The organism is Methanoregula sp. (assembly GCF_028679125.1).
GTDB lineage: Archaea > Halobacteriota > Methanomicrobia > Methanomicrobiales > Methanospirillaceae > Methanoregula.
Window position 1 is genome coordinate 104,893 of record NZ_JAJRCG010000006.1, and the last position, 26,701, is coordinate 131,593.

Sequence of the window (26,701 nt, forward strand, 5' to 3'; positions counted from 1 at the left end):
GCACTTATTTTGTCCGCTTGTTCGCCCTGCATGCCTCGACAAACCCGAGATAGGGCGGCGATGGTCTTGTGGGTCTCGACTTGAACTCCGGGTGGAACTGGGTGGCGAAGTAGAACGGGTGCCCGGGCAGTTCCAGGCACTCCATCCGGTTCCTGTTCGTTGCCGAGAAGACAAGGCCCGCCTTCTCCAGCGGTGCGATGAACTCCGGGTTCACCTCGTACCGGTGCCGGTGCCGCTCGATCACCTGCTTCTCTCCATAGAGTTTGTAGGCAAGGGTGTTCTCGCGGAGGTCAGCAGTATAATTGCCAAGCCGCATGGTCCCGCCCAGCTCGTGGAGACCTTCCTGCTCCGGCAGGAGCGCGATGACGTGCGTTCCTTCGCCGAACTCCTCGCTCGTGGCATCGGGAATCCCGGCCTTGTTCCGGGCGTATTCAACCGTTGCCAGCTGGAACCCGAGGCAGAGCCCGAGGAAGGGGACATTGTTCTCGCGGGCGAACTGGATCGCCTCGATCTTCCCCTCTACCCCCCGCTTGCCAAAGCCGCCGGGGATAAGGATACCGTCATAGTCCTTCAGCGTGCACCGCTCGTACCGCTCGGCATCCAGCCACGCGATCTTCACTTCTGTAGAGAGTGCCCTGCCCGCGTGCTTGAGGGCTTCCTTGATGCTGATATATACATCTTCGATGCCGTACTTGCTGACGATCCCGACCGTCACCCGGTTCGTATACTCTTTATTGACAATCCGGTACCACGTGGTGTCAGCTTCTTTCCGGTCGAGCCCGAGGTGGGAGGAGAGGACATCAGCGATTCCCTCATTCTCCATCTCCATCGGGACTGCATAGGTGTCGGGGGCGGTAGCAGCAGAGATGACGTCGCTCTGGGGGAGATCGCAGAAAGCCGAGATCTTGCGTTTCGTGCCTGCACCGATCGGGTCGTCGCTCCGGCCCACGATAATGTCCGCGTGGAGACCCAGTTCCCGCAGGGCCTTGACCGAGTGCTGGGTGGGCTTGGTCTTCATGTCGCCCATAGTGTCCTCGGGGATCAGGGTCACGTGGATCAGGATATAATCGTGCGGCGGGAGCTCGCCCCGCATCTGCCGGATCGCCTCGAGGAACGGCATGCTCTCGATGTCGCCGACAGTCCCGCCCACCTCGACAAGGCAGATCTCCGCATGCGTCCCGTCCGGGAACTCCTCTTCTGCCGCTTCCCGGATGCACTTCTTGATCTGGTCGGTGATATGGGGGATGATCTGCACGGTCTCGCCAAGGAAGTCGCCGCGGCGTTCCTTCTCGATCACGGTGCGGTACACCTTGCCCGTAGTGATATTGTGGGCAGCAGTCAGCTCGATGTCAAGGAACCGTTCGTAATTACCGAGATCGAGGTCCACCTCGCTCCCGTCCTTGAGCACAAAGACCTCGCCGTGCTGCGCCGGGTTCATGGTCCCGGCATCGATATTCAGGTACGGGTCGATCTTGACCGCGGTCACCCGGTATCCGCGGTTCTTCAGGATCCTTCCCACGGATGCCGCCGTGATACCCTTGCCCAGACCGCTCATCACACCGCCGGTAACAATGATGTATTTCACTCAAGATCTCCCCGATTGCTGTATATTTTACTCACAATCCGTATTAGTGTTATCTTACAGCGTCGGAAAATACGGATACACACGGGGGAACATGATGTCCTGCGACAGAGAGGGTGCCATTCTGGTAAAGATTCATGTATGGACACGCGAAAAACTGGTTATGCAATTTCGGTATATTCTGGCCACACTTGCTCTCCTCATCCTTGCCAGCTGCACCGTGGCACCGGTCATGGCAGGTACGGAGAACATCACGGACAATGCAACATCCTACTTCAACATTGCACAAATCGCGATCAGCACCGGCGATTATGCGAAGGCAGTCCAGTACTTCGACATGGCCCTTGCCGACAACACAACCATGATCAGCAAGAGCGACACGCTCATGTACGTTTACAAGGACAAGACAGCCGCCCTCACCGATCTCGGCAGGTACGAGGAGGCGCTTGCAACCGCCAATACGGGCCTTGCCAAGTACCCCAACAGCTCCGGGTTATGGAACAACAAGGGGTATGCCCTGTTCAAGGCAGGAAAATACAACGAGGCGGTTGATGCCTACAACCGTGCGGTTACCCTTGAGAAAGACTATGTGAAAGGCTGGATCAACAAGGGCATGGCCCTGAACGCAGCCGGGCGGTACGATGAGGCCATCACTGCGTTCAACACGGCACTCACCCTTGACCCTGAGAACAGCGATGCCACCACCGGACTTGCCGCAGCACAGAAAGGTGCCGCATCAGCCATACCCGTCACGACCATTATCCTTGTTGTCGTGGTGATCGTTGCAGCAGGGATCGCAGTCTGGTACGTGAAATTCCGCAAGCCCGCAACAAACGAGAAAGAACCGATGGATAAGAAGGCCACCAAGGAAAAGAGCAAGAATAAAAAATAATTTTTCCTGAAATTTTTTGTTTTTTTGAGTTATCCGTGTATGATTCCGGGTTATGGTTCCCGGGTTACCACAAACGCTGCGGATGTCCGCGAGAGCAGCGATCTTCCCTCGCCGTTCTCTGTCAACACTTCGCCTTCGCAGAAGGCCACCCGCCGCCCTTTCCTGATTATGCGCCCCTCGGCAAAGACCGTCCCCTCGCGGACACCTTTGATGAAACTGGTGGACTCCGAGATGGTGGCAATACCCTCGCCATCAGAAAGCCGGGTGTAGATCGCAAGCGCCATTGCCTCATCGGCAAGTGCAACGAGCATCCCCCCCTGGAGCCATCCCACGCCGTTATGCATGTCCGGGCGCACCTGCATCTTCAGGACTGCCCTGCCATCATCAGCGCTCACGACATCGATACCCATCTGGCAGAAAAAAGGATTGGCCGATCTCCCGTCTTTTTGTATCCGTTCACGGTAATTCATGTGTCTCACCATGAGGTTTTTCCGGAGGGGGGATTAAGATTGCCCCTTTTACCATTGCCAGTGGTCCCCGCGACCCTCCCCACGCTCCTTCATGACGTTACCCATCCTTAATAAGCCAAAACGTGCGACCTCTCATGCATGCAGGATACGGAGACAAAAGAGATGCTCGCCGACCTTGTCTGGCTGAATGCGGTGATTGCAACGGAACTGATCCAGATTACCGAGAACACCTCGGCAATCCTGCGGAAATCCGCCCCGCCGGCCAGCTGCCTGGTGGAACATGTGGCCCTGCGCGAAACTGCGCTCGCCATGGCAGAGAAATACAGGAAAGGCACCATGCTTGCCCAGCACCTCGGGAAGCACCAGTAACGTTATTGGCAATCTTTCCCAATCATTATGCAGATAACCCGCCGGCACCCGTGCTGCCCTGCGCATGACGACCTGCAGGGGCCGGCATATACACCATCAGGATACTCACCGCACCGAATACCATGACAACCGCCCCGGAACTTCCCTACAGCCTCGTGATCCCTGCCTATAACGAGGAGTCCCGGATCACCCCGCTCCTTGAGGGTATCGGCCGGTTTGACGGGGAACTCATCGTTGTCTGCGATGGGACTGACAGGACAGCCGAAGTGGTTGAGTCCATCGCTGCCCGGCGCCCGGATCTCATCATCCGCTGCCTCCGTTTCGATCACCGGCTCGGGAAAGGCGGGGGGGTCATTGCGGGTCTTCGTGCGGCACGGGCACCGCTGGTCGGGTACTTCGATGCCGATGGCTCAACGGGCATCGGCGAGATGCTCCGCCTTTTCTCCGCGGTCTCGTCCGCTGACGGGGCGATCGGATCGCGCTGGGTGCCCGGGTCAACACTCACGATACGGCAGGGATGGATGCGCCGGATGGAAAGCCGGATGTTCAACCTGATCATGAAGATCCTGTACGGGCTCCCCTACCACGACACCCAGTGCGGGGCCAAGGTCTTCCGGAAGACCGCTGTCGATGCCGTCCTGCCGGGCATGGTGTCGCGGGGCTTTGAATTCGATGTCGAACTTCTCTGGCGCCTCCGCTCCGCCGGGTTCACGGTAACCGAGGTTCCCATCGAGTGGCAGAACAAGGGGGACTCAAGGGTGAAGAAGCGGGACATGATCGGGATGCTCTCGGGACTGGTGAGCATCCGGTTCCGGCGGGGCCGTGCATGATCCCGATGACCGCGGAGGAGCAGAAGAAGGAGGCATTCCGGCTCTTCGAGGACGGGCGGTACCAGGAATCGCTGCTGGTCTGCAACCAGCTGCTGGAGGCCGGCCGCGACCCGGCGCTCGAAGTCCTGGCGGCAACCAATCTCTATTATACCGGCCGGCACGAGGACGCGGAAGTCTTCTTCCGCGATCTTGCCGTCCGTATGCCGGACTCTTCCTATGTCCACAGTTACCTGGCGAAGGTACTGGAAGCCCGGGGAGATGAGCGGGCGATCGCGGAGTTCGCCATGGCCGTCCACCTTGACCCGACGAACCAGGACGCTGTGCGGGGCTATGCCGAATATCTCCTTGCCCGTAAGGATTACCGGGGGGCGCTGCCGCTGCTCCGGCGCCTTGCCCGGCTTGCAGCAAAGCCTGACGATGTCAGGGACCTGATGCGGGCGCTCATCGGGATCGGGGCCGCGGACGAGGCGCTTGCCGCTCACAGCCGGTATTCGGGCGGGACGGGTATATCGCAGGAGTATATCGATGCCCTGCTCATGACCGGGCAGTACCCGTCCGCCGCAAGCGCAGCACTCTCTCTCTGGCACGAGACAAAGGATCCGGCAGTCCTCCGTAAACACCTTGCAGCACTCTCCGGGTATGACCTGCCGGGATCGCTGGAGGCCTACGCCTCCCGGGTAAACGACTGCCCGGACGGTGCAATCCTCTTTGATTACGTCCGCATCCTGCAATCCAGCGGCAGGACCGGGGAGGCGCTGGAAGTGGCAGGAAAACTCCTTGCACGCTGTCCCGGCAATCCCCGCTACCGTCTCATGGAATGCGACCTCCTTGCCGCCCGGGGGGACCCGGCCGGGGCACTGGCACGCTGCGAGAGGCTGGTGCAGGACGAACTTGCCACGAAGAACGACATGGAAACGCTCGGCCTTGCCATCGGCAGGTACCGGCAGGGTATCTCCAGGAACCTGCCTGCGGGAGAGGCGGAGCGCCGGTTCCTCGCGCTCGTCTCCGGTGACCTGAATGTTGTCAGCCTGCTGGAGACCGCACGGTTTTACGAGGACTCCGGCAACCTGGCCGAGGCGCGGTCCTGGTATTACCGGGCGTACCGGGCAGACTTCCTTGCCGGCGGGCCGGACTATGCCCTCTTCCTGACAAAGACCGGGGAAGACCGCGAGTGCGAGAAGGTGATGCTCTATATCCTTGCCAATGTGCGCAAAGGGGCAGACCTTGTGCGGGTGGCATCCATCATCGTGCAGGAGGACAGCCGGATGCGCACGATGAAGCGCCTGACCACCCAGCTGATAAAAAAACTGGAGGAGCGGAGGGATTCCTTAAGTACGGAAGGGCTCGAACTGCTGGCCATTGCTTTTTTCCTTGGGGCGTCCCATGCTCTGGAAGAGAACGATTACGCGGGCTGCAAGTACTTCTGCCTCTCGGGAATTGACGTGATACCGGCCCACACGCAGGCGATCCGGGCCGAAGATTTCCTCGCCATCCTGCAAAACTGCAAGGAGCAGTCCCTTGCCGATCGCCCGGTCATGCACGACCGGCCGGCACCGGAACGCCACGGTGCCGAATCCCCGGCACAGGCGATCATCGACCAGATGGGGCTTGACGGGCAGGAGGAGAAGATCGTCTCGTTCCTCCGGTCGCACCGGACAGCAAGCGAGATGGAGCTGCGCAAGCTGCTCGGGACCCGGAGGGTAACCGGGATCGTAAACCGGCTCGTGCAGAAGGCGGCATCGCAGGGCATCGCCCTGATCGGGAAGAAAGGCATGGGTGAAGACGGAGAGGTCTATGAATATACCGGATCCTGAACGGATGGCAACGAACCGGCTTCTGAGCATCAGCATCATCAACGCGCTCCGGAGAGGGACGGTTCCCGCCGGCGGGCTCGAACGGATCGCGGTCGGGCTTGACGTGGAAGAGAGCGTGATTGCAAAGCAGCTGGACTACGTGGCGCAGGGGGGGGCCGATCTCAAGTTCATCCGGGGGGAGTACGGGTGCGGCAAGACCTTCCTGGTTGCCCGGGCCCTCGAGATCGCGCGGAGCAAGGGATTCGTGACCGCCCATGTTGTCATCTCGCCACAAACGCCCCTGCATAAGCTCAAGGGCATCTACCAGCAGGTCTGTGCCAGCCTGAGGACGAGCGGGGAGGAACACGCCATGAAGGCGATCATGGATACCTGGCTGTTCGGTATCGAGGAACGCCTGCTCTCGGTCAGCGGTGACGATGCCAGCGTACGGGATGATGCGGCGCTCGAAGCCGCTACCGAGAAGGAGATCGAGGCGGCCCTCTCCGGGATATCCGAGATGAACTCGGCACTTGCCGCCACCCTGCGGACCTATTACCGGGCGAACAATGCCGGTGATTTTGCCATTGCACAGGCTGCCCTCGGATGGATCTCTGCCGAGCCCAACATAGGCCGGGATCTCAAGCAGAAGGCGGGAATCCGGGGGGACATCGATGATTCCATTGCATTCATCTTCCTCCGGGGCCTGGTCTCGATCATCCACGCGGCGGGGTACAGCGGCCTTGCGATCGCGATCGACGAGATGGAGACAACGCAGGGGCTCCAGCGGAACCAGCGGGAGAAGGGGTACCAGACACTCGTCCAGATCATCGATGCGGTGGACAGCGGCGGGATGCCCCGCTGTTACTTCCTCTTCACGGGAACGCCCGCTCTCTTCGAGGGCTCACGCGGGATCCGCTCCCTGCCCCCGCTCTATGACCGGATCAGCGTTGTGCAGGACGATGCGTTCCGGAACCCCCGCCAGCCGCAGATCATCCTCCCGAAGTTCGATACCGCAAAGCTCGAGCTTGTTGCCCTCAAGGTCGTGGATGTCTATGCCGGGGCTTACGGCGAGCCGGACCGGGAGCGGATCTCCCACCGGTTTATCCGGGCAATGATAAGGAAGATCACCACCCGCTTTGGCGGCCGGGTGGATATCATCCCGCGGATCTTCTTAAAAGAGTTCGTGGACATTCTCGATAAGTGCGAGCTGTACGAGGACTACAATCCGCACGATGCCTATGACTTTGACGCGGAGCACCTCAAAGGCGAACTCAAAAAAGAGGAAGAGGCCGTCATGGTGGTCACGTTCTGACCGGCCTTTCAGGTATGTCACTCTTTTACGTTATGGAAACCAACAACTCCGGCATGTGCATGAGACTGGCATGTCTGCTGGTAGCGGGAGCCCTGCTGCTCGTTGCCATGCCGGCATCCGCTGCCTCTCCCGATCCCGCCCTCACGATCAATGCCTCGCCGTCCACGGCACATATCGGGGATACGATCCTGTTGGACGGCACGGTCACCGGAATCAATACCATTGCCGTGTTCCTCTTCGTTACCGGTGATGGCCTTGACAAACGGGGCGTTGCGCTCGACAATCTCAATATCCCTGCCGGCCGGGGCATGTTCACCACGGCCCCGGTCAGGATCGCTGACGGCAGCTGGACCTATACCTGGGATACCTCCATCATTGTCGGGACGCTCAGGCCCGGCAACTATACGGTATATGTCGTGGGTTCACCGGTTGACCGCCAGAGGTTCATGGAGACAGAATACGCAACTGCCGAGATCACGTTCCTGCCCTCTGAGCGACCGGTTGCAGAGACGCCGCTCGATCCGGTCCTTTCGGTTGTTGCACTGGTCATTGTTGCCGGTGTCGGCCTGTGCCAGTTTTCATCACGGCGCCGCTGACTGCTGCAGAAGAGAATCCATTTTTTTAAAAGAATGTGCCCGGTGACCGGGATCTTCGCATTACCTGCGGGACTGCACGATCAGGGCCGGACAATGCAGGGGGGTCGGACACTTTATTTCAAATCCGTGAATGCCCGGGGACCTGAGGGAATGGTCGTCGTAATTTTTCCGATCTTTGGTGTCCTGTGAGCCGGCATGCATACAAAAAAAGTGGTCCGACCCCCCCCCAACCCCTCCGCATTTTTTCCTGAAAAAAGGTGTTTTTTACGCCGTGGATTACGTCCGACAGGATACATTGTCGGGGGAGGGGGTCGGAGGAGGAAATAGTGTCATGACGGCGTGACCATGGTGAGTGATCAGTACGGATTATACCATGCACGTAGGCACGTATTGTCCGGATTATTATGCCTGGAGATACCCGGTAAACATTGAAACTGAAGGACGGATCAAAGGTCCATGAGATTGTCAAAACTTCCGAAGGGATGATCGGGATCGATTAATCCCTCACGTTTTGAAAAGTTAAAAAATAGAATTTGACACCATGCACATTAGATTGTGCATTATAAAAAATCAGAGAGACCTTCTGACCTTCACCGACTGCGCATGGGCATGCAGGCCCTCGGCAGTGGCGATCGTCTCCACGATATCGCCAATGGACTCAAGGCCGTCGCGGTTGATCATCTCTACTGATGCCGTCTTGCAGAAGTGCGCCACGTCAAGGCCCGAGTACATCTTCGAGTACCCTGCCGTGGGCAGGACGTGGTTGGTGCCTACCGCATAATCCCCGCAGGCAACCGCTGAATATTTTCCCACAAAGATTGCCCCTGCGTTCCTGACCTTCGTGACCACGGTGAGCGGGTCGGCAACCTGGATCGACAGGTGCTCGGGTGCAACGACATCGGATGCCGCAATCGCCGCGTCCATATCCTTTACCACGACATACCCGGAGTTCTTCAGCGCCTCGAGAATGATCTCCTTTCTCGGGGCAACTGCTACCATCTGCTCAATCTCCTTACCTACCCTGGCCGGGAGAGCGGGATCGGTGGTGATCAGGATACAGGCAGCGTTCGGGTCGTGCTCGGCCTGTGCCAGAATGTCAGCGGCAACGACCTTCGGGTGGGCTGTGCTGTCAGCGATGATCCCGATCTCGCTCGGGCCTGCCGGGAAATCGATCTCAACCTGCTCGCGGAGCATCATCTTCGCGAGTGTCACGTAGACATTGCCCGGGCCTACGATCTTCTGCACCGGACGAATACTCTCCGTGCCCAGCGCCATTGCGGCAACTGCCTGGGCACCACCGGCGCTGTAGATCTCCGTGACTCCTGCAATATCGAGCGCGACAAGGGTCAGGGGCTTGATCGGCGGCGGGGAGCATGCACAGATCTCCTTTACACCCGCAACCTTTGCCGGCACCGCACACATCAGGGCAGACGACGGGTAGGCCGCCCTTCCCCCGGGCACGTAGATACCCACGCGGTTCAATGCCGTGGTCTTCATCCCGAGCACAACACCGGGTTCCATCTCCTCGAACCAGAGATCGCGGGGGCGCTGGCGTTCATGGAAGCGTTCGATACGGGCATGGGCTTCAATTAAGGCCTCCACGACCTGCGCATCGACATCATCATACGCAGCTTCGCGCTCTTCATCGGTGACAGCGACATGCTCAAGCGTGCAGTACTTCTTTGCAAGATCACGAAGCGCATCGTCTCCCTCGTTCTTCACCCTCCCGATGATCCCGGTCACGGTGCCGCGTGCATCCTCGAGGCTGGTCTTCCGTGCCGCGAGCCACGCATCGATCCCGACTGCCTTCCACATAGTGCGAATATCTTCGGCTGGAAAGATTGTTAAGGTTTCTACACCCCGTATTTTCGTCTGGCCCACACAAATGAATCCACCTGCGGGCTCCCGGTTTTTTATCTCCGGATGCGTACATGAGAAGTGATGGAACCAGACAAGTGTGAAAAACTGAAAAGTACCGAAGAACAGTCGCTCTTTGAGCGGGTCTTTGAATCGGCGCTCTGGAGCTCGCGCCTCATCGTCATTCTCGCGGTCATCTTTGGCATCTTCAGCGTTTTCCTCCTCTTCATTGCCGGATCTGCCGAGATCCTCGGGAGTTTTCGCGAAGCCGTTGTGCTCTCCTCGATGGAAGTCGATTATACGACCCTCCTCTCCGGGATCATCGGCGGGGTTGACCTGTACCTCATCGGCATGGTGCTCCTCATCTTCAGTTTCGGCATCTACGAACTCGCAATCTCCAAGATCGATGTTGCCCGGTGCTCCGAATCGTACCACTCCCTTCTTGAGATCGAGAATCTCGATGATCTCAAGAACAAGATCATCAAGGTCATCATCATGGTGCTGATCGTCAGTTTCTTCCAGCGCGTCCTGTCCATGAAGTTCACGTCATCCACGGACATGCTCTTCATGGCCGCATCCATAGGGGTCATCTGCATCGGGGTGTTCTTCCTCCAGAAACACAAGGTATGATGCCGGACATCAGGTCAACCCCTTTTTATCTTTATTGTATCATTCCCGCCGGATCCTGCCATAAGGGCTATTGCCAACCAGAGCGCACATGAGAAGAGGAACGTGGGATCATGGGCAGTCCTTACCTGAACAGCAATGAAACGATCGTCCTGTCAACGCACAACGTGGTCATCAACACCATTCCGGCCGAGGCGATCCTGACCAACCAGCGCCTCATCCTGGTTGATGCCCGCAATACCCAGCTGCGGCCGCAGGACATCCCTTTCACTGCACTGGAGACCATCACCATCGGGGATAATACCGCGATGGACCCGGTCCTCTCCCTCTCGATTGTCCTTCGGGACGAGAGCCGGCATACGCTGGGCATCACCTTTCCCCAGGGACCCAAGGCAAAACGGGTGGGCGAGCGTGACGAGTGGGCAACACGACTCAAGGAGGCCAGTGTCGGGGCACAGCAGGAGGATGGGGTGAAACCTGCCGATCTCGAACCCCCCTGGGTTGCAGGGGATCTGCCGGAGGACGGGGAAAAACCTGCCGACGATAAGGAGGCACGTGAGGAGAAGTACTACAACCCGCCGCTGATGCCAAGAAAACCCCGGGCCGCACCGGTAAAAGGGAACCGCATGATCGTTGCGGCGGGTCTTGTCATCATCCTCATCATCGCAGCCGTTATCGGCATCTGGTTCTATGCCCCGCCATCCACGTGGAGCAGCGGGGCAGCACCCGTTCCCACAGTAACTGCCACCCCGCCCGTGACCGCAGTTATCACGGAAACACCCGTTGTAACGGAAGTGCCCACTACACAGCCAACCGAAACCCCGACACCAGCACAGGTTGTGACCGCCGCCACAACCCCTGTCCCGCAGGTCCTCATTCCGGAGACCGGTGTATGGGTCAGGATCGAGTATACCGGGAATTATACTGCATCGATCGGGACATCGGGCGCCATGCGGGAGATCTCCGGTTCCGGCACGCAGGTGTACCAGGTACCGGCCAAGGATATTATCGTTGATGCCTCGGTTGACAAACTTGATGACTCCGGCACGCTGCTCACCGTCTCGATCTACAGTAACGGGAAACTTGTCAACAGCGGCACAACGACAAGTCCTCATGCGACCCTGGATGTTCACGCAGACCTGCGGACACCGGCACCCACGCCAACGGTCACGAAAATAGTTGTCACGGCAGCATCGAAATCCGGTTGAACTACCAAAAAACGTTCAGTCCCGTTCAGCCATGACAGTGGCATACGGTACAGGTGTCGGGGATCTCCCGGGGACTGCCCTCCCATTCCTTTTTTCCTGAACAGAGGACTATGACCCGGTCGCCGATCTCCTGGCTGTCGGCAACGCGGTGCGTAACGACAATACAGGGAATCTGCATCTTCGTCACAATCGTCCGGGTCAGCTCTTTTACCCCGATCGTGCTCTCAACATCAAGAGATGAAAAGGGTTCGTCCATCATCAGGAGCGCCGGGCGTATCGCGATCGCCCGCGCCAGGGCTGTCCGCTGCTTCTGGCCCCCGGACAGGTTGGCCGCCCTGACATCCGCAAGATCCCCAAGGTGCATCATATCCATCAGCTGTCCGACCCGCTCTGAAATCTCCGTACGGGGCAATCCCCGGGCCCGCAGGCCGTATGCGATGTTCTCGCTCACGGAAAGGTGGGGAAAGGCGGCTGCGTTCTGGAAGACATACCCGATCCGGCGGTCTTCCATGGGGAGAGAGAGCCCGTCTGCATGATCAGAGAGCAGGGTACCATTGAGCCGTACCCTGCCGGTATCCGGGACGAGGAGACCGGCGATGATGTTGAGCGTGGTGGATTTCCCCGACCCGTTATTGCCCATGAGTGCGAGAATCTCGCCATCGCGAACCTGGAACGAGAGATCCATGGTGAAGTCACGCAGCTTTTTGGTAAATGCTGCCTCAAGCATGCGGCACCTCTTTCCGGGTGACGAGCCGGACGGTGATCATGATGATAAAGGAGATAATCACGAGCAGGATGGATATAGTCAGCCCCAGATTGAAATTGCTCTCCATTCCCACATATACGGCAAGGGGCATGGTCTGGGTCACCCCGGGAAGGTTGCCGGCGAACATGATCGTGGCGCCGAACTCACCCAGGGCCCGGCCGAAGGTCATGACCGCACCGGAGATCAGTCCCCCCGCAGTAAGGGGGAGGGTAATCGTCAGGAATGTCCTGGTACGGGAGGCACCGAGGGTCCGGGCAGTATACTCGTAACTCTGGTCGAACTGCTCGAAGAGGGATTTTGCCTGCCGCAGGTAGAAGGGGGAGGCGACAAAGATCTGGGCCATGATGACCGCGAGCGTTGTGAAGGCGATCGAGATTCCCATCATGTTGAAATATCGCCCGATCAGTCCCATCCTGCCATAGAGCACAAGCAGGGCGAACCCGGCAACAGCCGGCGGCAGGACAAGCGGGAGATCGATCAGAGTATCGACCACGACCTTGCCCGGGTAGGTGGTGCGGGCGTGCACGTAGGCAAACGGAGTCCCGACGAGGAGAACGATCACAAGCGAGATGACCGAGGTTGTCATGCTCAGCCAGAGTGCACTGATCACGAGGGGATCCGACAGCGAAGATAGGAATAATTCCGGGGTTGTACGGAAGAAGAGGGCGACCACCGGTAATGCAAGATACAGGGTTACGAGAAGGATGAGCAGACCTGCAGCACTGTACGAGAGGATACGCCGGTATTTTTCGGGAATATTTCCTGCGATTCTCATAAGGAATGCCCGTATCGGGCCGGTTATTCAATAAAGAATGAATGATTGCCGGATATAAAAACAAAAAGGATTAGGTGGAGATTGGCCTGAAGCCGTAATCCTTGAGGTCCTGCTGGCCAGCGGCGGAGAGCATGAAGTTTTCGAAGTCGGCTGCTGCACCCTTGCTGGTGGATCCCGTCATAACACCGATCGTGTAGGTCTGGAGATAGTTGACCGCCTTGGGAATCGAGATGGACACATACTTATCGCTGCCAGCGATATAGGTTGACTCATAGACGAATCCTGCATCAACTTCACCAAGCTCGACTTTGCTTGCAACTGCCGGTTCGGATGTTTCATAAGTGACCACATTGCTGTATACAGAAGTATTCCACTCCTTGCCATATCCTGTTGCCTTTGCCAGGTTTGCCATGACTCCCGTTGTTGCAGTACCAACCGGGACGCTCTTATCAGCCATCGCGATCTTCATACCGGGTTTTGCAAGATCGGTGAGCGACTGGATGTTGGCAGGGTTGTTCTTGGGCAGGATCACAATCACGTAGTTCGAGGTGAGAGGCTTGACCGTTGCATTCATCAGGTATCCTCCACCCTTGAGCTCGTTGGTGTAAGAATTGCTAGCCGAGATGAAAACATCGGCATAGGCACCGTTCGTTACCTGGGTCTTTAAGGCCTGGGTGCCTGCAAGGTTGAAGACAACCTTGTGGCCGGGATACATCTTCTCGAAATCAGTTGCGAGTTTCGGGGAAACTCCCGAAAGGGATGCTGCGGTGTATGCTACAACATTGCCTTCTGAATACGTGTACACCGGTGCTGGCGTGCTCGTGGTTGCAACTGCGGCTGTGGTTGTCACCGGAACTGCGGTAGTTGCAACCGCGACTGGGGACGCAACCGTGGTTGTGACCGGGATGGCTTCGGAAGTGGGGACAACCGGTGCTGCGGTGGCAACCGGGGTTACCGCCGACGGGGTTGTACTGGAAGTGCAGCCTGCAAACAGTGCTGAGACAAACAGCAGTGCACAGACGATACTGATCGTGATGAGAGTACGTGGTTCGGATCTCTTTTCCATGGTAATCAATCCTATTCCCTTCTGGTTAGGTGCTGATCGGGTAAAACTATTGCCTTTTATTTTTGAATATGTTAAGTAATATTAATGCATTGCTGACGTCTTCCGACAAATATCTCCTGATTATTCACGAATGAAGAAAAGGAGCCAGATTGCCGCGGATTATCCTGGTCTGATCGAAAGGGTCATATCACCATGGGTAATTTTGTAAAATAATAATAATTTACATTGAGGAAAAGTTAAACAAAAAATATTATATGCATGTAGTTCTTATTATTCTGTTGTCCATTTGGCTACACGCACCAGACGGACACATGCACACACAACAATACCATACATACCTAACAGGAGTAGAAGGACACAATCAGCACACCAGTCAATCATGATCAGGGAACCGCGTCGACTCCGCCGGATTGAATGACCGGATCGGGTCACCCGGGTTCTTCCCGTGCGCAGGTATCTGCATCCGGGCACCATAGTTTTTCAGGGTACGACGATCTCCCCGGGGCTGGGAACCGGGGACCTCTTCATCTCTTCTGGTTTTAATGGTTCATTTCCCGATCGATGTTCCCTGTTCAGATGCGGCCGTGACAGGAAACCGGGATTTCATCTAAAAAGCATATCTGCCCGGACAACCAAAATGAGATGATACTGAGGAATCATGAGCGCTCCGTACCTGAACCGCGGTGAATCCATCATCCTGACCACCCACCGGATGAGTGTTGATGCCGTTGAGTACGACGCGATCCTGACCACCGGTCGTCTCATCCTCATGGACAGCCGGTATACCCGGTTCGAGCCCCTCACGATCCCCCTGCCCCGGATCATAACGGTGAAAGGCGGAAAAACACCGACCGGCGATCCTGCAATCATCCTGATACTGGAAGAACCCGGTACGCATAAGGAACCTGAGACGGTGAGCCTGGTTTTCCTGCAGGAACAGGGAGAACAGAGAAAGGATGAGCGGCAGGCCTGGGTAAAGAAACTGATAGAACTGGCCATCACGGCACGCGAACAGGCCGTGAGAACCACCGCAGCCCCTGCCCGGAAAAAGACCGGAATGCAGCCTTCAGTCCGGCGTTTTGAAGCCCCGGAGACACCCCGCCCCCGCATTGTCGTGATGGAGCCGGTGACCCCCATGCCGAAACCCGTGGAGGTTGTGGAAGACCCGGATTCGCCCGGCTTCTCCATGCATGACCTGCCGCCACCTGTACCGGGAGAAGAGGAACCAGATGAGGTGGAGGCTGATGATGACCGGGATCTTCCGGAGGGTGGGGACACGGAGTCCGTGCAGGACAAAGAGCCGGATGAAGTCATGGATACCCTGACAGAACAGCCGGTGCCTGAGGCTGTGCCGGAGATCGTGCCGGTCCCTGTGGACAATACCCTTCCCGAACCTGCTGTTGTTGTCCCTGCCGGGGAGACCGTGGCCCTGCCGGAACAGGACGAGACCCCGCTGCCCATACCCGCAATTCCCGCCGCATCCCTGGCCAGTAGTATCAGCGCTGCCCTTGACGCTCTCAGGCCAAAACCCGTTCCACCGGAACAAGAGGTTACGGATACACCGTCACTCCCGGAACCAGATCAGCCCGTAACGACATTGCCGGGAGAATCACCGGAGCCCGAAGATATTCCGGTACCGGAACAACCAGCAGAGACGAATCCGCAGGAGCCACCGGCAGGGAATGTCCCTGAAGAGGAAACCACCCCTCCGGAACCTGTCCCGGTGCCTGAAGTAATCCGGGTGGACGATACACCATCCGTGACCGCAGAGCACCCTTCAGACCCGATCCCGTTACCGGAGGTTCCCACTCAGGAACGGAGAAGAATACCGCTCCTCCCGGTGGCGATCCTCGTCCTTGTTGCCATAGGCATAGTGTTTGGCGCGATCCTGTTTGCGTCACACACGTTACCAACTGATACCGGGAGCCAGGTTGTAACCCCAGCACCCACGGTTATGCAGGTTTCACCCCCGGTGTCCGTGCCCCATGAGGGGGTGCGGGTGAACGTGATCTATCCCTATGATTATTTCGGTACCGTCGGGAACCCGGAACGCCTCCACCATGTATCAGGGACCGGCAACCAGACGTTCCCGGTTCTTATGACCTCCGACATAATCCAGGCAACCATCCAGAAACAGGACAATTCCATTGAGTCGCTGACCATCGAACTTTATAACAACAGTACGCTCGTCTCTACGAAAACCGTGACAGCCCCCATGGGCGAGGCCAGCATCCTCATCGATATGAAAACAGGCAGGTCACCGGGCATGACCGTGGACACGCCATCTGCGGACAACAGTACTCTTCTCGGGAACGGTTCGCTCATCTATTACTGATCTGCTGAAAGCCGTCGTGTATCTGATGTCACAACACCATCCTTAATATCCCGACTCTCCTCAGTACTGGTAGATGCAGCACGAGTTTGGCATTCACATGAAAGGCGGTGTCATCACCGAACGGAATCCTGACTTATCCACCGTCCGGATCCGTGCCCCGGCCGGTGTTCTCACGATAGAGCAGTTGCGGGGCATCGCGCAGGTCGCAAAGAAATACGGGACCGGTGTGGTCCACTGCACCACCCGACAGACCATCGAGATCCCCCATGTCAATCCCAAGTCACTCAAGAGAGTTGCACTGCGGCTCGAGAAGAACGGGACGCCCATCGGGTCCGAGAAGGACGAGGTCGTCAACATCATCTCCTGCCCCGGGACCGAGCGGTGCAAATTCGCCAATATCGATACAATCGGCCTTGCAAAAAAGATCGACGCGAAGCTCTTCGGCAAGCAGATGCCGGTCAAGATGCGCATCGGTCTCTCGGGGTGCCCGAATGCCTGCGTGAGCCCCATGCTCAACGAGATCGGCATCATCGGGCGGATCAAGCCGATCCGCACCGAAGGTCTCTGTACCGGCTGCGGCATGTGCGTTCACTACTGCAAGGAGAGCGCGATCCGGATCCGGAACGGCATCTCGGAACTGGACGATGAGAAGTGCGTGCAGTGCGGAACCTGTGTCAAATCCTGCTCGTTCAACCTGCTCAAAGAGGCACACACCCACTATCTCATCACGGTCGGAGGACGACGGGGAAGGCACCCGAAGATCGGCAGGGAACTCCTGACGGTCGAGACCGAGGAACAGGTACTCTTTGTGATCGACAGGATCATTGACTGGGTATACCGCCGGGCATGGAGCGGCAGGCTCCTCTCGGAACAGATGGATGAACTCCATTTCGGGAAGTTCCGCGAGGAGATCGTAAAGCAGGTGCCGGAAGCGGAGTTGGTTGCCGCAAAGAAGAAATGAACGGTTTTTTATTGAGTTCCTTCTTTTTTCCCGATGCCTGAAATCACAGCATCATACTACCCGGTTTTTACCGGCGGACACACCCTGATATGATGTACCGCCCCGGTTTCCATCCGGATTTTCCTCATAAATCGCAGCGCTGAAAAGAGATATTGGTGGATCCGGATGGATCCACCGGCGTGTGTTTGTGTGTATGTGTTACGGTGATGAGATCTTTTTGTAAAGATTGGCGTAAATCACTACGCCTTTCTTCTTCTTGTGACGCTCGCCCATGTCACCGATGAAATGCGAGAAGGTCGCCTTAATGCCGTCAATTTCGAGCTCGACTTCGCCGGCAGGCTTGAATCCGGGCATCATGGTGTCGATGGAACCGAAGATGATAATCTGACCATCGACCATCTGGCCGCCAACCTTGCTGGTAGCATTGCCCTTGACAGTGACCTTGCCACCTTCAGCGTGTGTACAAAGGTGGACATCGACATTGCCATTGATAACCATCTCGCCACCGGTCATGAACATACCGACATCTGATCCGGCATTGCCCTTGACAAGGATCTTGCCTCCGGACATGCCCCGCCAGTCGCCACGATAGGCTGCTCCAAGGTAGTTGCCGGCATTGCCCTCAATGATCAGCTCTCCCCCCTTCATCGCAGTGGCGGCAAACGCCGCAACGTCACCTTTCGCGAGGATCTTTCCGCCGGTCATCCAGGCCCCGACATAGAGGTCGGCGCTGCCCTCAATGACAAGTTCCCCGGCGCTCATCTTGAAGCCAAGGTACTTGACCTTCTTCACATCGCCCCTGACAACGATCTTCGTGTCAGCTGCGGTTGCACCCGCGTTGCCGCTCACGTCAAAGTACTTGCCGAGCGTAGAGGTGGTGTTGCCCTCGTGAACGGAGAGTTCGGCGATCTGTGCCGCAGTCTTGCCTGCAAATGCATCGGGGGAGATATTGTCTGCCTCGAGATACAGTGCAGGTGCGTTTTTTACAGTAATGGTAACGGTTTCCATCTCTCTCACCTACACCTGGGTTGCATCGACTTCAAGCGCGTACGGGTTCGGGACAAAGTTGTGCCCGAGCGCTTCGTAGTTGTTCTGCGTCATGCTGTAGTACTTCACGAACTTCTCGCTGATGTCGCGTGCAACCTGTGCATTCTCCTTCACCTTGACATCGACCCAGAGGGTGCGCTTGTTGCCGTTGCTGACAATCTCGCCATTGCTGACGACCTGCACACCGCTCTTGAAGACGGCTGCACAGCGGCTGAACGCCTTCTCGATGTCGTCGGGGTTTGCAACCGGCTTGTCCGGGTTGAAGTTGTAGACTGCCACATCCGCTTCCATGCCGGGCTTCAGGCCACCGCAGAGTGCGGTGAGGCCGAGGGACTTTGCCGGGCCGGCACGGGTCATCTGGGCAAGCTCGTAGAGCGAGATCTCCCTGTCGAGCGAACCGATGCTGGTCTGCGAAAGGACCTTGTCCTTGTGTTTGAAGGCGTTGATCTGCGTTTCCCGGGCTTTTTCGCTCATGAGCCACTTGAAGACGCGGGGGTACCGGGTGAACGGTCCTGCGTTCGGGTGGTCGGTGGTGATGAAGCAGCGCATCGGGTCCTTCATCATTAAGGGGATCTCAAGGCCGATGGCCCACTGGATCGCACAGACCGAGATGTTCGGGCTGTAGATGTAGGGCACGACACCGGCTGCGGTCTCGAGTTCCACATCGACATTCGCCCACTTCAGGTGGTTGAGACCGGTGAGGTGGTGCTCGAACGGGCCGTCAGCGGTCATCGTTGTGGTCTCATCGAGGGTAACGTTCCCGGTATCGATGGTGATGTTCTTTGCCTTGTTCACGTAGTCAGTGACTTCCTTGGCGCCGGACTCAAAGTCTCCCCAGTTGGTTCCCTTGTAGGAGTGGAACTGGGTGTGGGTCAGGTGCAGGACCTGTTCGCGGCCGAACTTGTTCTTTGCCTTGAAACCCTCTGCAAGCTTCATGGTGTCAAGGGTGGTCTCGTAACATCCCGGGTTCCCGAGGTTGTTCGGGTGGATGTGCATGGAATGCGGGAGGCCGAGGTATTCGTTTGCCTCGATTAAGCCCCTGACGATCTCTGCGGGGGTGATGTCGAAGTACGGGACCGGGTCGTTGACGGAGAGACAGTTCAGTCCCCATGCCCATGCCTCGGTGCCGCCGGGATTGACGACCTTGATGGCATACCCCTTTGTCACGCGGAGGAGCCAGGCAATGTAGGCTGCTGCGTTCTCGATCTCGTGGTTCTTGAGGTACTCAAGGACGAACCAGTTGTTGCCGAAGACCGGGAATGCGCCCTCATCGATGATGGGGGTGTCGCGGATCTCTTCGTGGGTATGGCGTGAGAAGAGCGGGGGCATCGCGGCTTCCATCGCGGTGGTGTAACCCATCTTCGCATACTCGTAGCCGGTCTTGAACGTGGTCGGGATCGAGGCCCCACTGCCCATCCGTTCCATGCCATGGGTCGCCGTGCAGCTGAAGAGCTTGTCCTCGGGCCGGTAGATGCGGCCAAGGTTGACCTTGGGCCCTGCTATGTGGGCATGGATCTCTACGGCGCCTGCCATGACGGTCTTGTCCTTGGCATCGATGACCTTTGCACCGGAACCGACCTTGTCGACAATCTTGCCGTCTTTAATGGCGATATCCTTCTTATCACCCTTGATGCCCTGGACCGGGTCAAAGACGTGGCCGTTCTTGATGATATATTCTGACATGATTACGCTACCCCCTTGAGCTGTTTAAGGCGGTCACGGACTTTGATGAGGAACTCCTCATCGGTGAGCATTCCCTCGGGCGATTCAACGACCTTGCGGCAGTCGATCGGGACATTGTCCATACGATAGCAGTTGCCACCGCATTCAACACCGTTAAAGGCGACCGGGACATGGAGCTTCGAGACACCGGACGTGGGGGTCAGGTGCGGATCCACGCAGACTGAAGGGACCGCGGCAATGTGTTGTACGGCACTGATCGGGAAGTGTGCTCCCGGGTCGCTGCCGATGGTGAACATAGCGTCGATCTCTCCGCGGGTCAGGAGGTCGATGGTGCTCGTATCGCCCGGATTGTAGCGGGCAAAGCCACGGGTGAGATCGACGGCGTAGGGGAACCCGAACTGCCACGCAAAGACTTCTCCGGAGCCGGTCACGTTATAGTGGCCCCGCATCGGCATGATCGAGAATTTCGTGTGCTCGTTGAGATCCTTGGTCAGTGCGATTGCCTCATCGATATTGTGGTTCTTGCCGAGTGACTGGGTTACTCCCATACCGAAGAAGATGATACCGAACCTGCCGCTCTTTAAGATATCCGCAGTCTCACGGATCTTCTCGCTGGGGATTCCTGCAACTACGTCAGGGAGCCACTCGCCCTTGAGGGCAACACGGAGTGCATTCAGGAGTTCGTAATCCTTGCCCTGCTCTATCTGGAGGTGGACATCGGCCATCCGGGCGGTGTCGGTGATACGGGGGTCAACGACAAGCAGCTTGCGGCTCATCTGTCCCTTGCCGGTGAAGAAACCGCGGGGGAAGATGGAGTACCGGGACATGTGCCGGGGGTGGGCGTGGGCCGGGTTGCAGCCCCAGAAGATAACACGATCCGCACGGTTCTTGATTTCCCCCAGCGTGCATGACGGAAGACCGGCATCCTGGATTGCAATCAGGGAGGTGCCGTGGCAGGTGGCTGCGGTATTGTCACAGCAGGACCGGCTTATTTCAGCAATCTCGTTACCCACGCTCTGGGCCTCGCAGTTGGTGGAGGACCAGCCAAACATGAGCGGCTTCTTTGCCTTTGCGAGCATCTGGGCAGAGTACTCGACTGCCTCGTCATAGGAGATCTCCTTCCACGAGCCGTCTTCCTGGTGCATCCTCGGGAGGGTGACACGGTCCGGGGACTGCGAGTGCAGGAACTTTTCGGTGCCGATGACGCAGGAATTGTAGACTTCAAGGAGCTTCTTGCCGTCATCCGATACAACAACCTCAAGGTCATCGCAGAGCGTTCCGCAGAACGGGCAGATCACATCGGTTATCGTCTTGGTCATGCTGTTTTCACCCCGCAGAGTTTCTGGACAAGTTCAATGCCCAGGAGAATCGGTTCGTTCATGGCAACTTCCACAGTAACCGGAACGCCCTTGAAGGTCGGCATGCCGGTCGAGTAGGTGTTGGGGTCGATGATCGCGTTTGCCCACGGGCCCATCGGGATAAAACCAAGGCCCGGGTGGGGTCCCTGGGTGGTCTCGATTGCCTTGACGACAACGCTCCCGTATTTACTCGTGACCCGGACGTTGGTGTTCTTCCATGCGCCGAGTTTCTTTAAGTCGGATTCGTCCATCTCAATAATGCCGGCGGCGGTGCGGTAGAGGGGCTTCTCTTTGCCGCCTTCGATCGCTACGCCCTGCTGGATGGTGCGTCCCGAGATGAGGTTTAAGCTGATGTTCTTTGTCATGGTACTCCTCATAAAAACGTCTGAACAGTCATCAGGTTGCTTTAAGCCCCTGATTCAGGCCTCCGTCGGGATCATTTCTCCCCTGCCGGAGAGGCGGATCACATCATAGGGGCAGGCATTGACACAGACACCACAGCCTGCACAGAGTTCCGCTTTCACATCAAGATGAACGGACTTCCCGTTCCTGACGGCGTAGATCTTCTCCTTTGTCGCCGGCTCCACGGTATATAGCTCAAGGGCATCAACCGGGCATGCGATGACGCAGTTGCCACAACCGGTGCATCGCTCCATGTTTACATGTACTGAAAACGCCATGCGCATCACACACACATTGTCGTCGATAGATCCAATGTTGTAGAACAAGTTAATTAAAGATATCTGAAATTACAACGAGGTAACCATGCGTAGTTAACTCGATAAAAAAAGTTTGAATAAAACAGTGTACTTTATGGAAATTCCTGCCCGTTTTCATGTGGATTCCGGGGGAATCCAGCTTTCATCCGGGTTCCGATTTCATAATAACGTGCAAAATGCACAATTCCAATATATAATGATTTACTTCCTGCCATCACCTGTTTTCACGATCATCAATGGGTTCTCCCGTGCACGCACTCTGCGCGGAAACTATTGAACCGGATTGCATAATCGGGACGGGTAGTTCAGAGATCCCGATTCCCACAATTCCCGTTATGAGATACGAAACGCCAACTGCATAAAAAAGGGGATGCAACCGTCCGTTCAGGAAACGGTTCTCCGGGTACCGGTCTCTGATGTGTCGTACCCACCAAGACGGTCAAGGATGGCTTTGAATGCAGGTGACCGTATCGCTGCAACCAGTGCCTGGATCCGCGGGTCATCTGCATGCTCCCTACGGATAGCGAGCTCGTACCGTTCCTGAGCCATGGGAACGAATGCCAGTCCGAGTGCCTTTGCTGCACTGTACACACAGAGACCGGCTTCCGCTTCCCCGCTCTTCACCGCCAGGGCCACCGCAATGTGGGTAGTCACTTCGCGGTCATAGCCCGGGAGGGATGATGGATCGATCCCTGCTTTTTTCAACTCGTAATCGAGGAGCATCCTCGTGCCGGAGCCTTTCTGGCGGTTGATGAATGTCCTCCCCTGCATCCCGGCAAACGTGAGCCCGGTGCGGGAGACAACACCCTGCTGCCGCCCGGCAACACAGATGAGATCAACGGGCGTCCGGGGCAGGTACTTCTGCAGGTAGTGCGTGTTGTAGCTCCCGTCATCGGAGAGCAGGTGGGTGGGGGCTGCGTGACACTCGTCCTTTTTCAGGGCAAGGATCCCGCCCATGCTCCCGACATGGGTGGAGATGAGGGATACACCGGACGGGCGGAGGAGATCGGCGAGATAATCCAGGACCGGGTCGTGGCTGCCGGTAACCAGCAGGGCCCCTTTTGCATCCTGCACCGGCACCATGAGCCTGGCGTCAACCTCATCACCGGCATTGAACCCTTCTGACTGGCGGGGGACCCGGATATACGCATTCGCCCGGACTGCACTCATCTGGACACCGGCACCCTTGGATTGCGGGGAGACGATCCAGTGTCCCCCGACGTTCCCAAGCGCACAGAGCACGAACTCATCCGAACCGATCTCCTTTGCAAGTGCAGAAGTGATAACGGCTCTGATGATCTCAGGGTCCGGGACAGCAAGACCATAGGTTTTCAGGAACGGGAGCACGATCTCGCGGATGACGGTCAGGGCAGAGAGGGGGTACCCCGGGAGTCCTACGACCGGTTTTCCCCCGATCCGACCGATGATGACCGGTTTTCCCGGCTTGGTGGCAACACCGTGGACGAGCACCGTACCCAGTCCCGCGATGACATCGGCCGTGTAATCCTTTGTTCCTGCTGACGAACCTGCCGAGACGATGACGATATCGTTCTCGTGTGCTGCTTTTGCGAGAGCCTCCCGGATCACCTCAGGCCGATCCTCGACAAAAGGATACCGTGTGCACGTTGCCCCGGCATCTTCGAGCATGGCTTTAGCCATCAGGGTGTTGCTCTCGACAACCTGTCCGGGAGCAGGGCGGGTTCCTGCCGGGACCAGCTCGCTCCCCGTGGGGATGAGCCCGATACGGACCGTGATCACATCGAGCCGGGTGAGTCCGTAGGTTGCAAGGGCACCGATCTCGTGGGGACGGATACGGTGCCGGGAAGACATCACCATCTCGGACTCGGCAAGATCCTCTCCTGCCGGGCGGACATGCTGCCACGGGCTTGCAGCCTTCCGGATCGTATACCTGCCATCCTCCTCCCAGACATCCTCGATCATGATGACAGCATCGTATCCCGGGGGCACGACATTACCGGTATTCACCCTCACTGCACGGGGCAGGGTCACAGGACGCTGATCGGAAGCTCCCTTTGTCTCTGCGCTCACGACCGCAATACCGTCCATGGCCGCAAGATGGATCTCCGGCACCGAAAAGCGGGCAAAGATCGGACCTGCGGTGATCCGGCCTGCAGCTTCCTCCAGCGGTACCTGCATGACGGAGGGTGTGCAGGGGAACTCGCGGGCAAGGAGGGCCATGGCCTCGTCAAGGGGTATAACAGAGAGGTAACGCGTCACCATGAAAAACCTCCCTCCCGTGTGCGCCTGGCTGCGATCCTGGCAGGCCCGCCATGAGAGATATGCAGGATGGTGATATTCCCTGTCATAGTTCCTTCCCGGTAATTCCACCCTACGCAGAACGGGGTCATATTCGCACAGAGCCGCTCAATCATCCGGTTGCCCATGAGTCTTCGTACACTCTTTGTCTTCTCATCAGGTAAACGCCTTATGGATCGCACAGGCTGGCAGGTGATGCTTCTTTCCGGATGTTACCGTATGTCCGCAGGAAACCTGCATGGTCTCCCGCAGGATAACGACGGAGCACGTAACAATATAACAAGACGTATGTAGGAAAAAGATCAGAAAAAATAACCATGGCGGAAAAACCAACGTGCGAACACTGTGGTAAGGATGCTATCGGGTTCCAGTCAATGGAAGGTGGTTTTGAATATGTCTGCAAGGATCATGCCGACAGTCTCCTTCTTGCACTCAAACCCGGCGAAAAGAAGACCTACGGGGTCTGTTATCTCGAACGATATACCTGATAATTTCCCTGAAATGATCTGCTGATCCGGTTTCCGGCCAGACCCGCAGAACCAAACAGATGTATCTGCAAAAGATACCAAGGTATCATAACAATGGCAGAAAAACCAAAGTGTGAACGCTGCGGCAAGGATGCTATCGGTCGCCAGTCATTAGGGTTCTGTGTATCCTATGTCTGCCAGGATCATGCCGACAGCGCCCTTCTTGCACTCAAGCCTGGGGAAACGCAGGCCTATGAATACTGTTATCTCGAACGGTTCGATACAACCGATCACTGATTTTTCCTGCTTGATATGGGAGGCGGATTCCCCGTACCCATACAGGCACTGATAGCTGCTCATCGAAAACGGGTTGGGCTTAAAAAGGATTTATTCTGGCAGGGGGAGGCGATTCCCCTGCGATGCGGTCAATCAAGAATGTGTGATTGACGAAAAAAATTAGTGTCCTTTGACCGGGTTGAACACGTTCTCGTAGATCATGTCGCTGCCGGTATTGTGGAGCCGTGCACGCTCTTCCTTCTCCTCGACGTACGCCATGAGCGGGAGCTCCATGGAAACACCGGGCACGTGACCGAACATCTTCTCGAGTTCGACCTGCTGGGCATGCATGAAGAGCGCGTTTGGGATCTCTGCCGGGCAGAGTTCCTGGCACTGACCGCAGTTGACACAGGAGTCCGCAATGTGGGCGAACCGGATCAGGTGGAACATGAAGTTCGGCGGAAGTTCACCGGGCTTGACATAGGCCGGGTTCTTGGTGGTGCAGTCCACGCAGTAACAGATCGGGCAGGCCTCGATACAGGAGTAACACTTGATGCAGCGGGAAGTCTCGCTCATGATCTTCTTGAGCCGGTCCTTACCCTCTCCGAGTGCCTCGAAGTCCTTCTTGCGCCACTTCTCGCCGAGCTTGAGCATAGCGCCCTCGACCTTTCCGCGGATCTCAAGACCCTTGGGGTTGGCAGCCTCGGTGAGAACGAGCCCTTTCTTGACAGCACCATCGAGAAGCTTTGCACCCTTCTCGGAGCAGACCTCGATGAAGGTTGCCTTGCCGGCCTTATCGCCGATGACACCCCAGTTCCCGCAGGCAAGATCTGCCTGCCGGGGGATCTTCATCTTGCAGCGGCGGCAGTTGGACCTGCGCCCATAGCCGGCTTCCTCAAGTTCATCGATGGAGATGCCCTTGTGGCCTCCTTCGTACTCGATGATGAACTGGCCCTTGTCGATCTCTTCCTTGTGCACGACATTGGGATCAACGCCGAACTTGTCGGCGATCATCTTCCGGGCAAGGACCGGGCTTACCGACCCTCCGCAGTTGACACCGATCAGGATGACATTGTCGAGATTGATCTGCTTGCGCTTGGCAAGTTCATAGAATGCCATTGCATCGCAGCCCTTGACCGTGACACCTATCTTCATGTCCGCGGCTCCGTCCATGTACTTCTTGAGGAGTTTTGGGAGGAGCAGGGTACCGCAGTGGAGAGAGCCGGCAGTCCGGGCAAGGTCGTTGGGATCAGATATCAGGACCGGCTGTGCATCGTAGAGGTCGGTTCCCTTGGTGATTGCGAGGACTGCGTCGACAGCCTTGGACTCAAGGGCGAATTTCCAGAGTGCTGTGACGGCACCACCGAGTTCGGCTTTCTTCTTGATATCTGCGTCATTGGTCCACGCGTAGAGCATATCGCCTTTCTTTGCCATC

At 57.2% G+C, this 26,701-nt stretch carries 25 protein-coding genes; 12 read left to right on the plus strand and 13 right to left on the minus strand.

All coding sequences use genetic code 11. The features are described from left to right. Positions 1-4: 4 nt before the first annotated feature. Positions 5-1,585 (minus strand): CTP synthase, encoded by a 1,581-nt coding sequence (locus tag LUQ43_RS06185; RefSeq protein ID WP_299965180.1) that lies wholly within the window; start codon positions 1,583-1,585, stop codon positions 5-7. 160 nt (positions 1,586-1,745) lie between these two features. Between LUQ43_RS06185 and LUQ43_RS06190 the strand changes: the two genes are divergently transcribed. Continuing rightward, complete coding sequence (locus tag LUQ43_RS06190) at positions 1,746-2,474, plus strand: tetratricopeptide repeat protein (protein ID WP_299965182.1); 729 nt, start codon at positions 1,746-1,748, stop codon at positions 2,472-2,474. 50 nt (positions 2,475-2,524) lie between these two features. Here LUQ43_RS06190 and LUQ43_RS06195 read toward each other — a convergent pair whose 3' ends face one another. Then, on the minus strand, positions 2,525-2,956 hold the full coding sequence (locus LUQ43_RS06195) for a PaaI family thioesterase (RefSeq protein WP_299965184.1): 432 nt from the start codon (positions 2,954-2,956) through the stop codon (positions 2,525-2,527). 126 nt (positions 2,957-3,082) lie between these two features. On the opposite strand from LUQ43_RS06195, the gene LUQ43_RS06200 reads away from it, so the two are divergent. The 5 genes from LUQ43_RS06200 to LUQ43_RS06220 all read left to right on the plus strand — a co-directional run bounded on the left by LUQ43_RS06200 (position 3,083) and on the right by LUQ43_RS06220 (position 7,844). Continuing rightward, positions 3,083-3,313, plus strand: a complete 231-nt coding sequence (locus LUQ43_RS06200; RefSeq protein ID WP_299965186.1) for a hypothetical protein — start codon at positions 3,083-3,085, stop codon at positions 3,311-3,313. Positions 3,314-3,435: 122 nt separating this feature from the next. Then, the gene (locus LUQ43_RS06205; RefSeq protein WP_299965188.1) at positions 3,436-4,143 is read left to right on the plus strand and encodes a dolichyl-phosphate beta-glucosyltransferase; all 708 of its coding nucleotides are present in this window, start codon (positions 3,436-3,438) and stop codon (positions 4,141-4,143) included. Further along, entirely contained in the window at positions 4,140-5,957 is a 1,818-nt protein-coding gene (locus LUQ43_RS06210) for a hypothetical protein (RefSeq protein WP_299965190.1), read from the plus strand. Before LUQ43_RS06205 ends, LUQ43_RS06210 begins: the two co-directional genes overlap by 4 nt. Further along, entirely contained in the window at positions 5,938-7,248 is a 1,311-nt protein-coding gene (brxD, locus tag LUQ43_RS06215) for a BREX system ATP-binding protein BrxD (protein WP_299965192.1), read from the plus strand. Before LUQ43_RS06210 ends, brxD begins: the two co-directional genes overlap by 20 nt. Before the next feature lie 32 nt (positions 7,249-7,280). Continuing rightward, a complete protein-coding gene (locus LUQ43_RS06220) occupies positions 7,281-7,844 on the plus strand; it encodes a hypothetical protein (RefSeq protein ID WP_299965194.1) in 564 nt (187 codons plus the stop codon). A gap of 570 nt (positions 7,845-8,414) precedes the next feature. Here the strand turns inward: LUQ43_RS06220 and hisD are convergent. After that, on the minus strand, positions 8,415-9,659 hold the full coding sequence (gene hisD / locus LUQ43_RS06225) for a histidinol dehydrogenase (RefSeq protein WP_299965196.1): 1,245 nt from the start codon (positions 9,657-9,659) through the stop codon (positions 8,415-8,417). Positions 9,660-9,785: 126 nt separating this feature from the next. Between hisD and LUQ43_RS06230 the strand changes: the two genes are divergently transcribed. Both LUQ43_RS06230 and LUQ43_RS06235 read left to right on the plus strand, forming a co-directional pair. Then, on the plus strand, positions 9,786-10,331 hold the full coding sequence (locus LUQ43_RS06230) for a YqhA family protein (protein WP_299965198.1): 546 nt from the start codon (positions 9,786-9,788) through the stop codon (positions 10,329-10,331). A 110-nt stretch (positions 10,332-10,441) separates the two neighbouring features. Next, positions 10,442-11,536, plus strand: coding sequence for a hypothetical protein (locus tag LUQ43_RS06235; RefSeq protein WP_299965200.1), 1,095 nt, complete (start codon positions 10,442-10,444; stop codon positions 11,534-11,536). Positions 11,537-11,561: 25 nt separating this feature from the next. Here the strand turns inward: LUQ43_RS06235 and LUQ43_RS06240 are convergent, their stop codons facing one another. From LUQ43_RS06240 to modA, 3 genes are all read right to left on the minus strand, one after another. Then, positions 11,562-12,263 (minus strand): ATP-binding cassette domain-containing protein, encoded by a 702-nt coding sequence (locus LUQ43_RS06240; RefSeq protein ID WP_299965202.1) that lies wholly within the window; start codon positions 12,261-12,263, stop codon positions 11,562-11,564. Next, entirely contained in the window at positions 12,256-13,077 is an 822-nt protein-coding gene (locus LUQ43_RS06245; RefSeq protein ID WP_299965204.1) for an ABC transporter permease, read from the minus strand. The genes LUQ43_RS06240 and LUQ43_RS06245 overlap by 8 nt, the downstream gene beginning before the upstream one ends. 70 nt (positions 13,078-13,147) lie before the next feature. Further along, complete coding sequence (modA, locus tag LUQ43_RS06250) at positions 13,148-14,143, minus strand: molybdate ABC transporter substrate-binding protein (RefSeq protein WP_299965206.1); 996 nt, start codon at positions 14,141-14,143, stop codon at positions 13,148-13,150. A gap of 658 nt (positions 14,144-14,801) precedes the next feature. On the opposite strand from modA, the gene LUQ43_RS06255 reads away from it, so the two are divergent. Further along, a complete protein-coding gene (locus LUQ43_RS06255) occupies positions 14,802-16,478 on the plus strand; it encodes a hypothetical protein (RefSeq protein WP_299965208.1) in 1,677 nt (558 codons plus the stop codon). Positions 16,479-16,551: 73 nt separating this feature from the next. Next, complete coding sequence (locus LUQ43_RS06260) at positions 16,552-17,439, plus strand: 4Fe-4S dicluster domain-containing protein (RefSeq protein WP_299965211.1); 888 nt, start codon at positions 16,552-16,554, stop codon at positions 17,437-17,439. A 198-nt stretch (positions 17,440-17,637) separates the two neighbouring features. Here the strand turns inward: LUQ43_RS06260 and LUQ43_RS06265 are convergent, their stop codons facing one another. The 6 genes from LUQ43_RS06265 to LUQ43_RS06290 all read right to left on the minus strand — a co-directional run bounded on the left by LUQ43_RS06265 (position 17,638) and on the right by LUQ43_RS06290 (position 24,487). Continuing rightward, positions 17,638-18,447, minus strand: coding sequence for a formylmethanofuran dehydrogenase subunit C (locus tag LUQ43_RS06265; RefSeq protein WP_299965283.1), 810 nt, complete (start codon positions 18,445-18,447; stop codon positions 17,638-17,640). 9 nt (positions 18,448-18,456) lie between these two features. After that, positions 18,457-20,169, minus strand: a complete 1,713-nt coding sequence (locus tag LUQ43_RS06270; protein WP_299965214.1) for a formylmethanofuran dehydrogenase subunit A — start codon at positions 20,167-20,169, stop codon at positions 18,457-18,459. Between the two features lie 2 nt (positions 20,170-20,171). Continuing rightward, positions 20,172-21,488, minus strand: a complete 1,317-nt coding sequence (locus LUQ43_RS06275; RefSeq protein WP_299965217.1) for a formylmethanofuran dehydrogenase subunit B — start codon at positions 21,486-21,488, stop codon at positions 20,172-20,174. Continuing rightward, positions 21,485-21,892 carry a molybdopterin dinucleotide binding domain-containing protein gene (locus LUQ43_RS06280; protein ID WP_299965220.1) on the minus strand — a complete coding sequence of 136 codons (408 nt, stop codon included), beginning with the start codon at positions 21,890-21,892 and terminating at the stop codon, positions 21,485-21,487. Before LUQ43_RS06280 ends, LUQ43_RS06275 begins: the two co-directional genes overlap by 4 nt. 54 nt (positions 21,893-21,946) lie before the next feature. Beyond that, entirely contained in the window at positions 21,947-22,207 is a 261-nt protein-coding gene (locus LUQ43_RS06285) for a 4Fe-4S binding protein (RefSeq protein WP_299965285.1), read from the minus strand. Positions 22,208-22,630: 423 nt separating this feature from the next. Then, the gene (locus LUQ43_RS06290) at positions 22,631-24,487 is read right to left on the minus strand and encodes a molybdopterin biosynthesis protein (RefSeq protein ID WP_299965223.1); all 1,857 of its coding nucleotides are present in this window, start codon (positions 24,485-24,487) and stop codon (positions 22,631-22,633) included. A 353-nt stretch (positions 24,488-24,840) separates the two neighbouring features. Here LUQ43_RS06290 and LUQ43_RS06295 point away from each other — a divergent pair, with 353 nt between their 5' ends. Continuing rightward, entirely contained in the window at positions 24,841-25,011 is a 171-nt protein-coding gene (locus tag LUQ43_RS06295) for a hypothetical protein (RefSeq protein WP_299965226.1), read from the plus strand. Positions 25,012-25,104: 93 nt separating this feature from the next. Further along, the gene (locus tag LUQ43_RS06300) at positions 25,105-25,287 is read left to right on the plus strand and encodes a hypothetical protein (RefSeq protein ID WP_299965229.1); all 183 of its coding nucleotides are present in this window, start codon (positions 25,105-25,107) and stop codon (positions 25,285-25,287) included. A 159-nt stretch (positions 25,288-25,446) separates the two neighbouring features. Here the strand turns inward: LUQ43_RS06300 and LUQ43_RS06305 are convergent, their stop codons facing one another. Further along, the gene (locus tag LUQ43_RS06305; RefSeq protein WP_299965232.1) at positions 25,447-26,700 is read right to left on the minus strand and encodes a Coenzyme F420 hydrogenase/dehydrogenase, beta subunit C-terminal domain; all 1,254 of its coding nucleotides are present in this window, start codon (positions 26,698-26,700) and stop codon (positions 25,447-25,449) included. Position 26,701 lies beyond the last annotated feature (1 nt).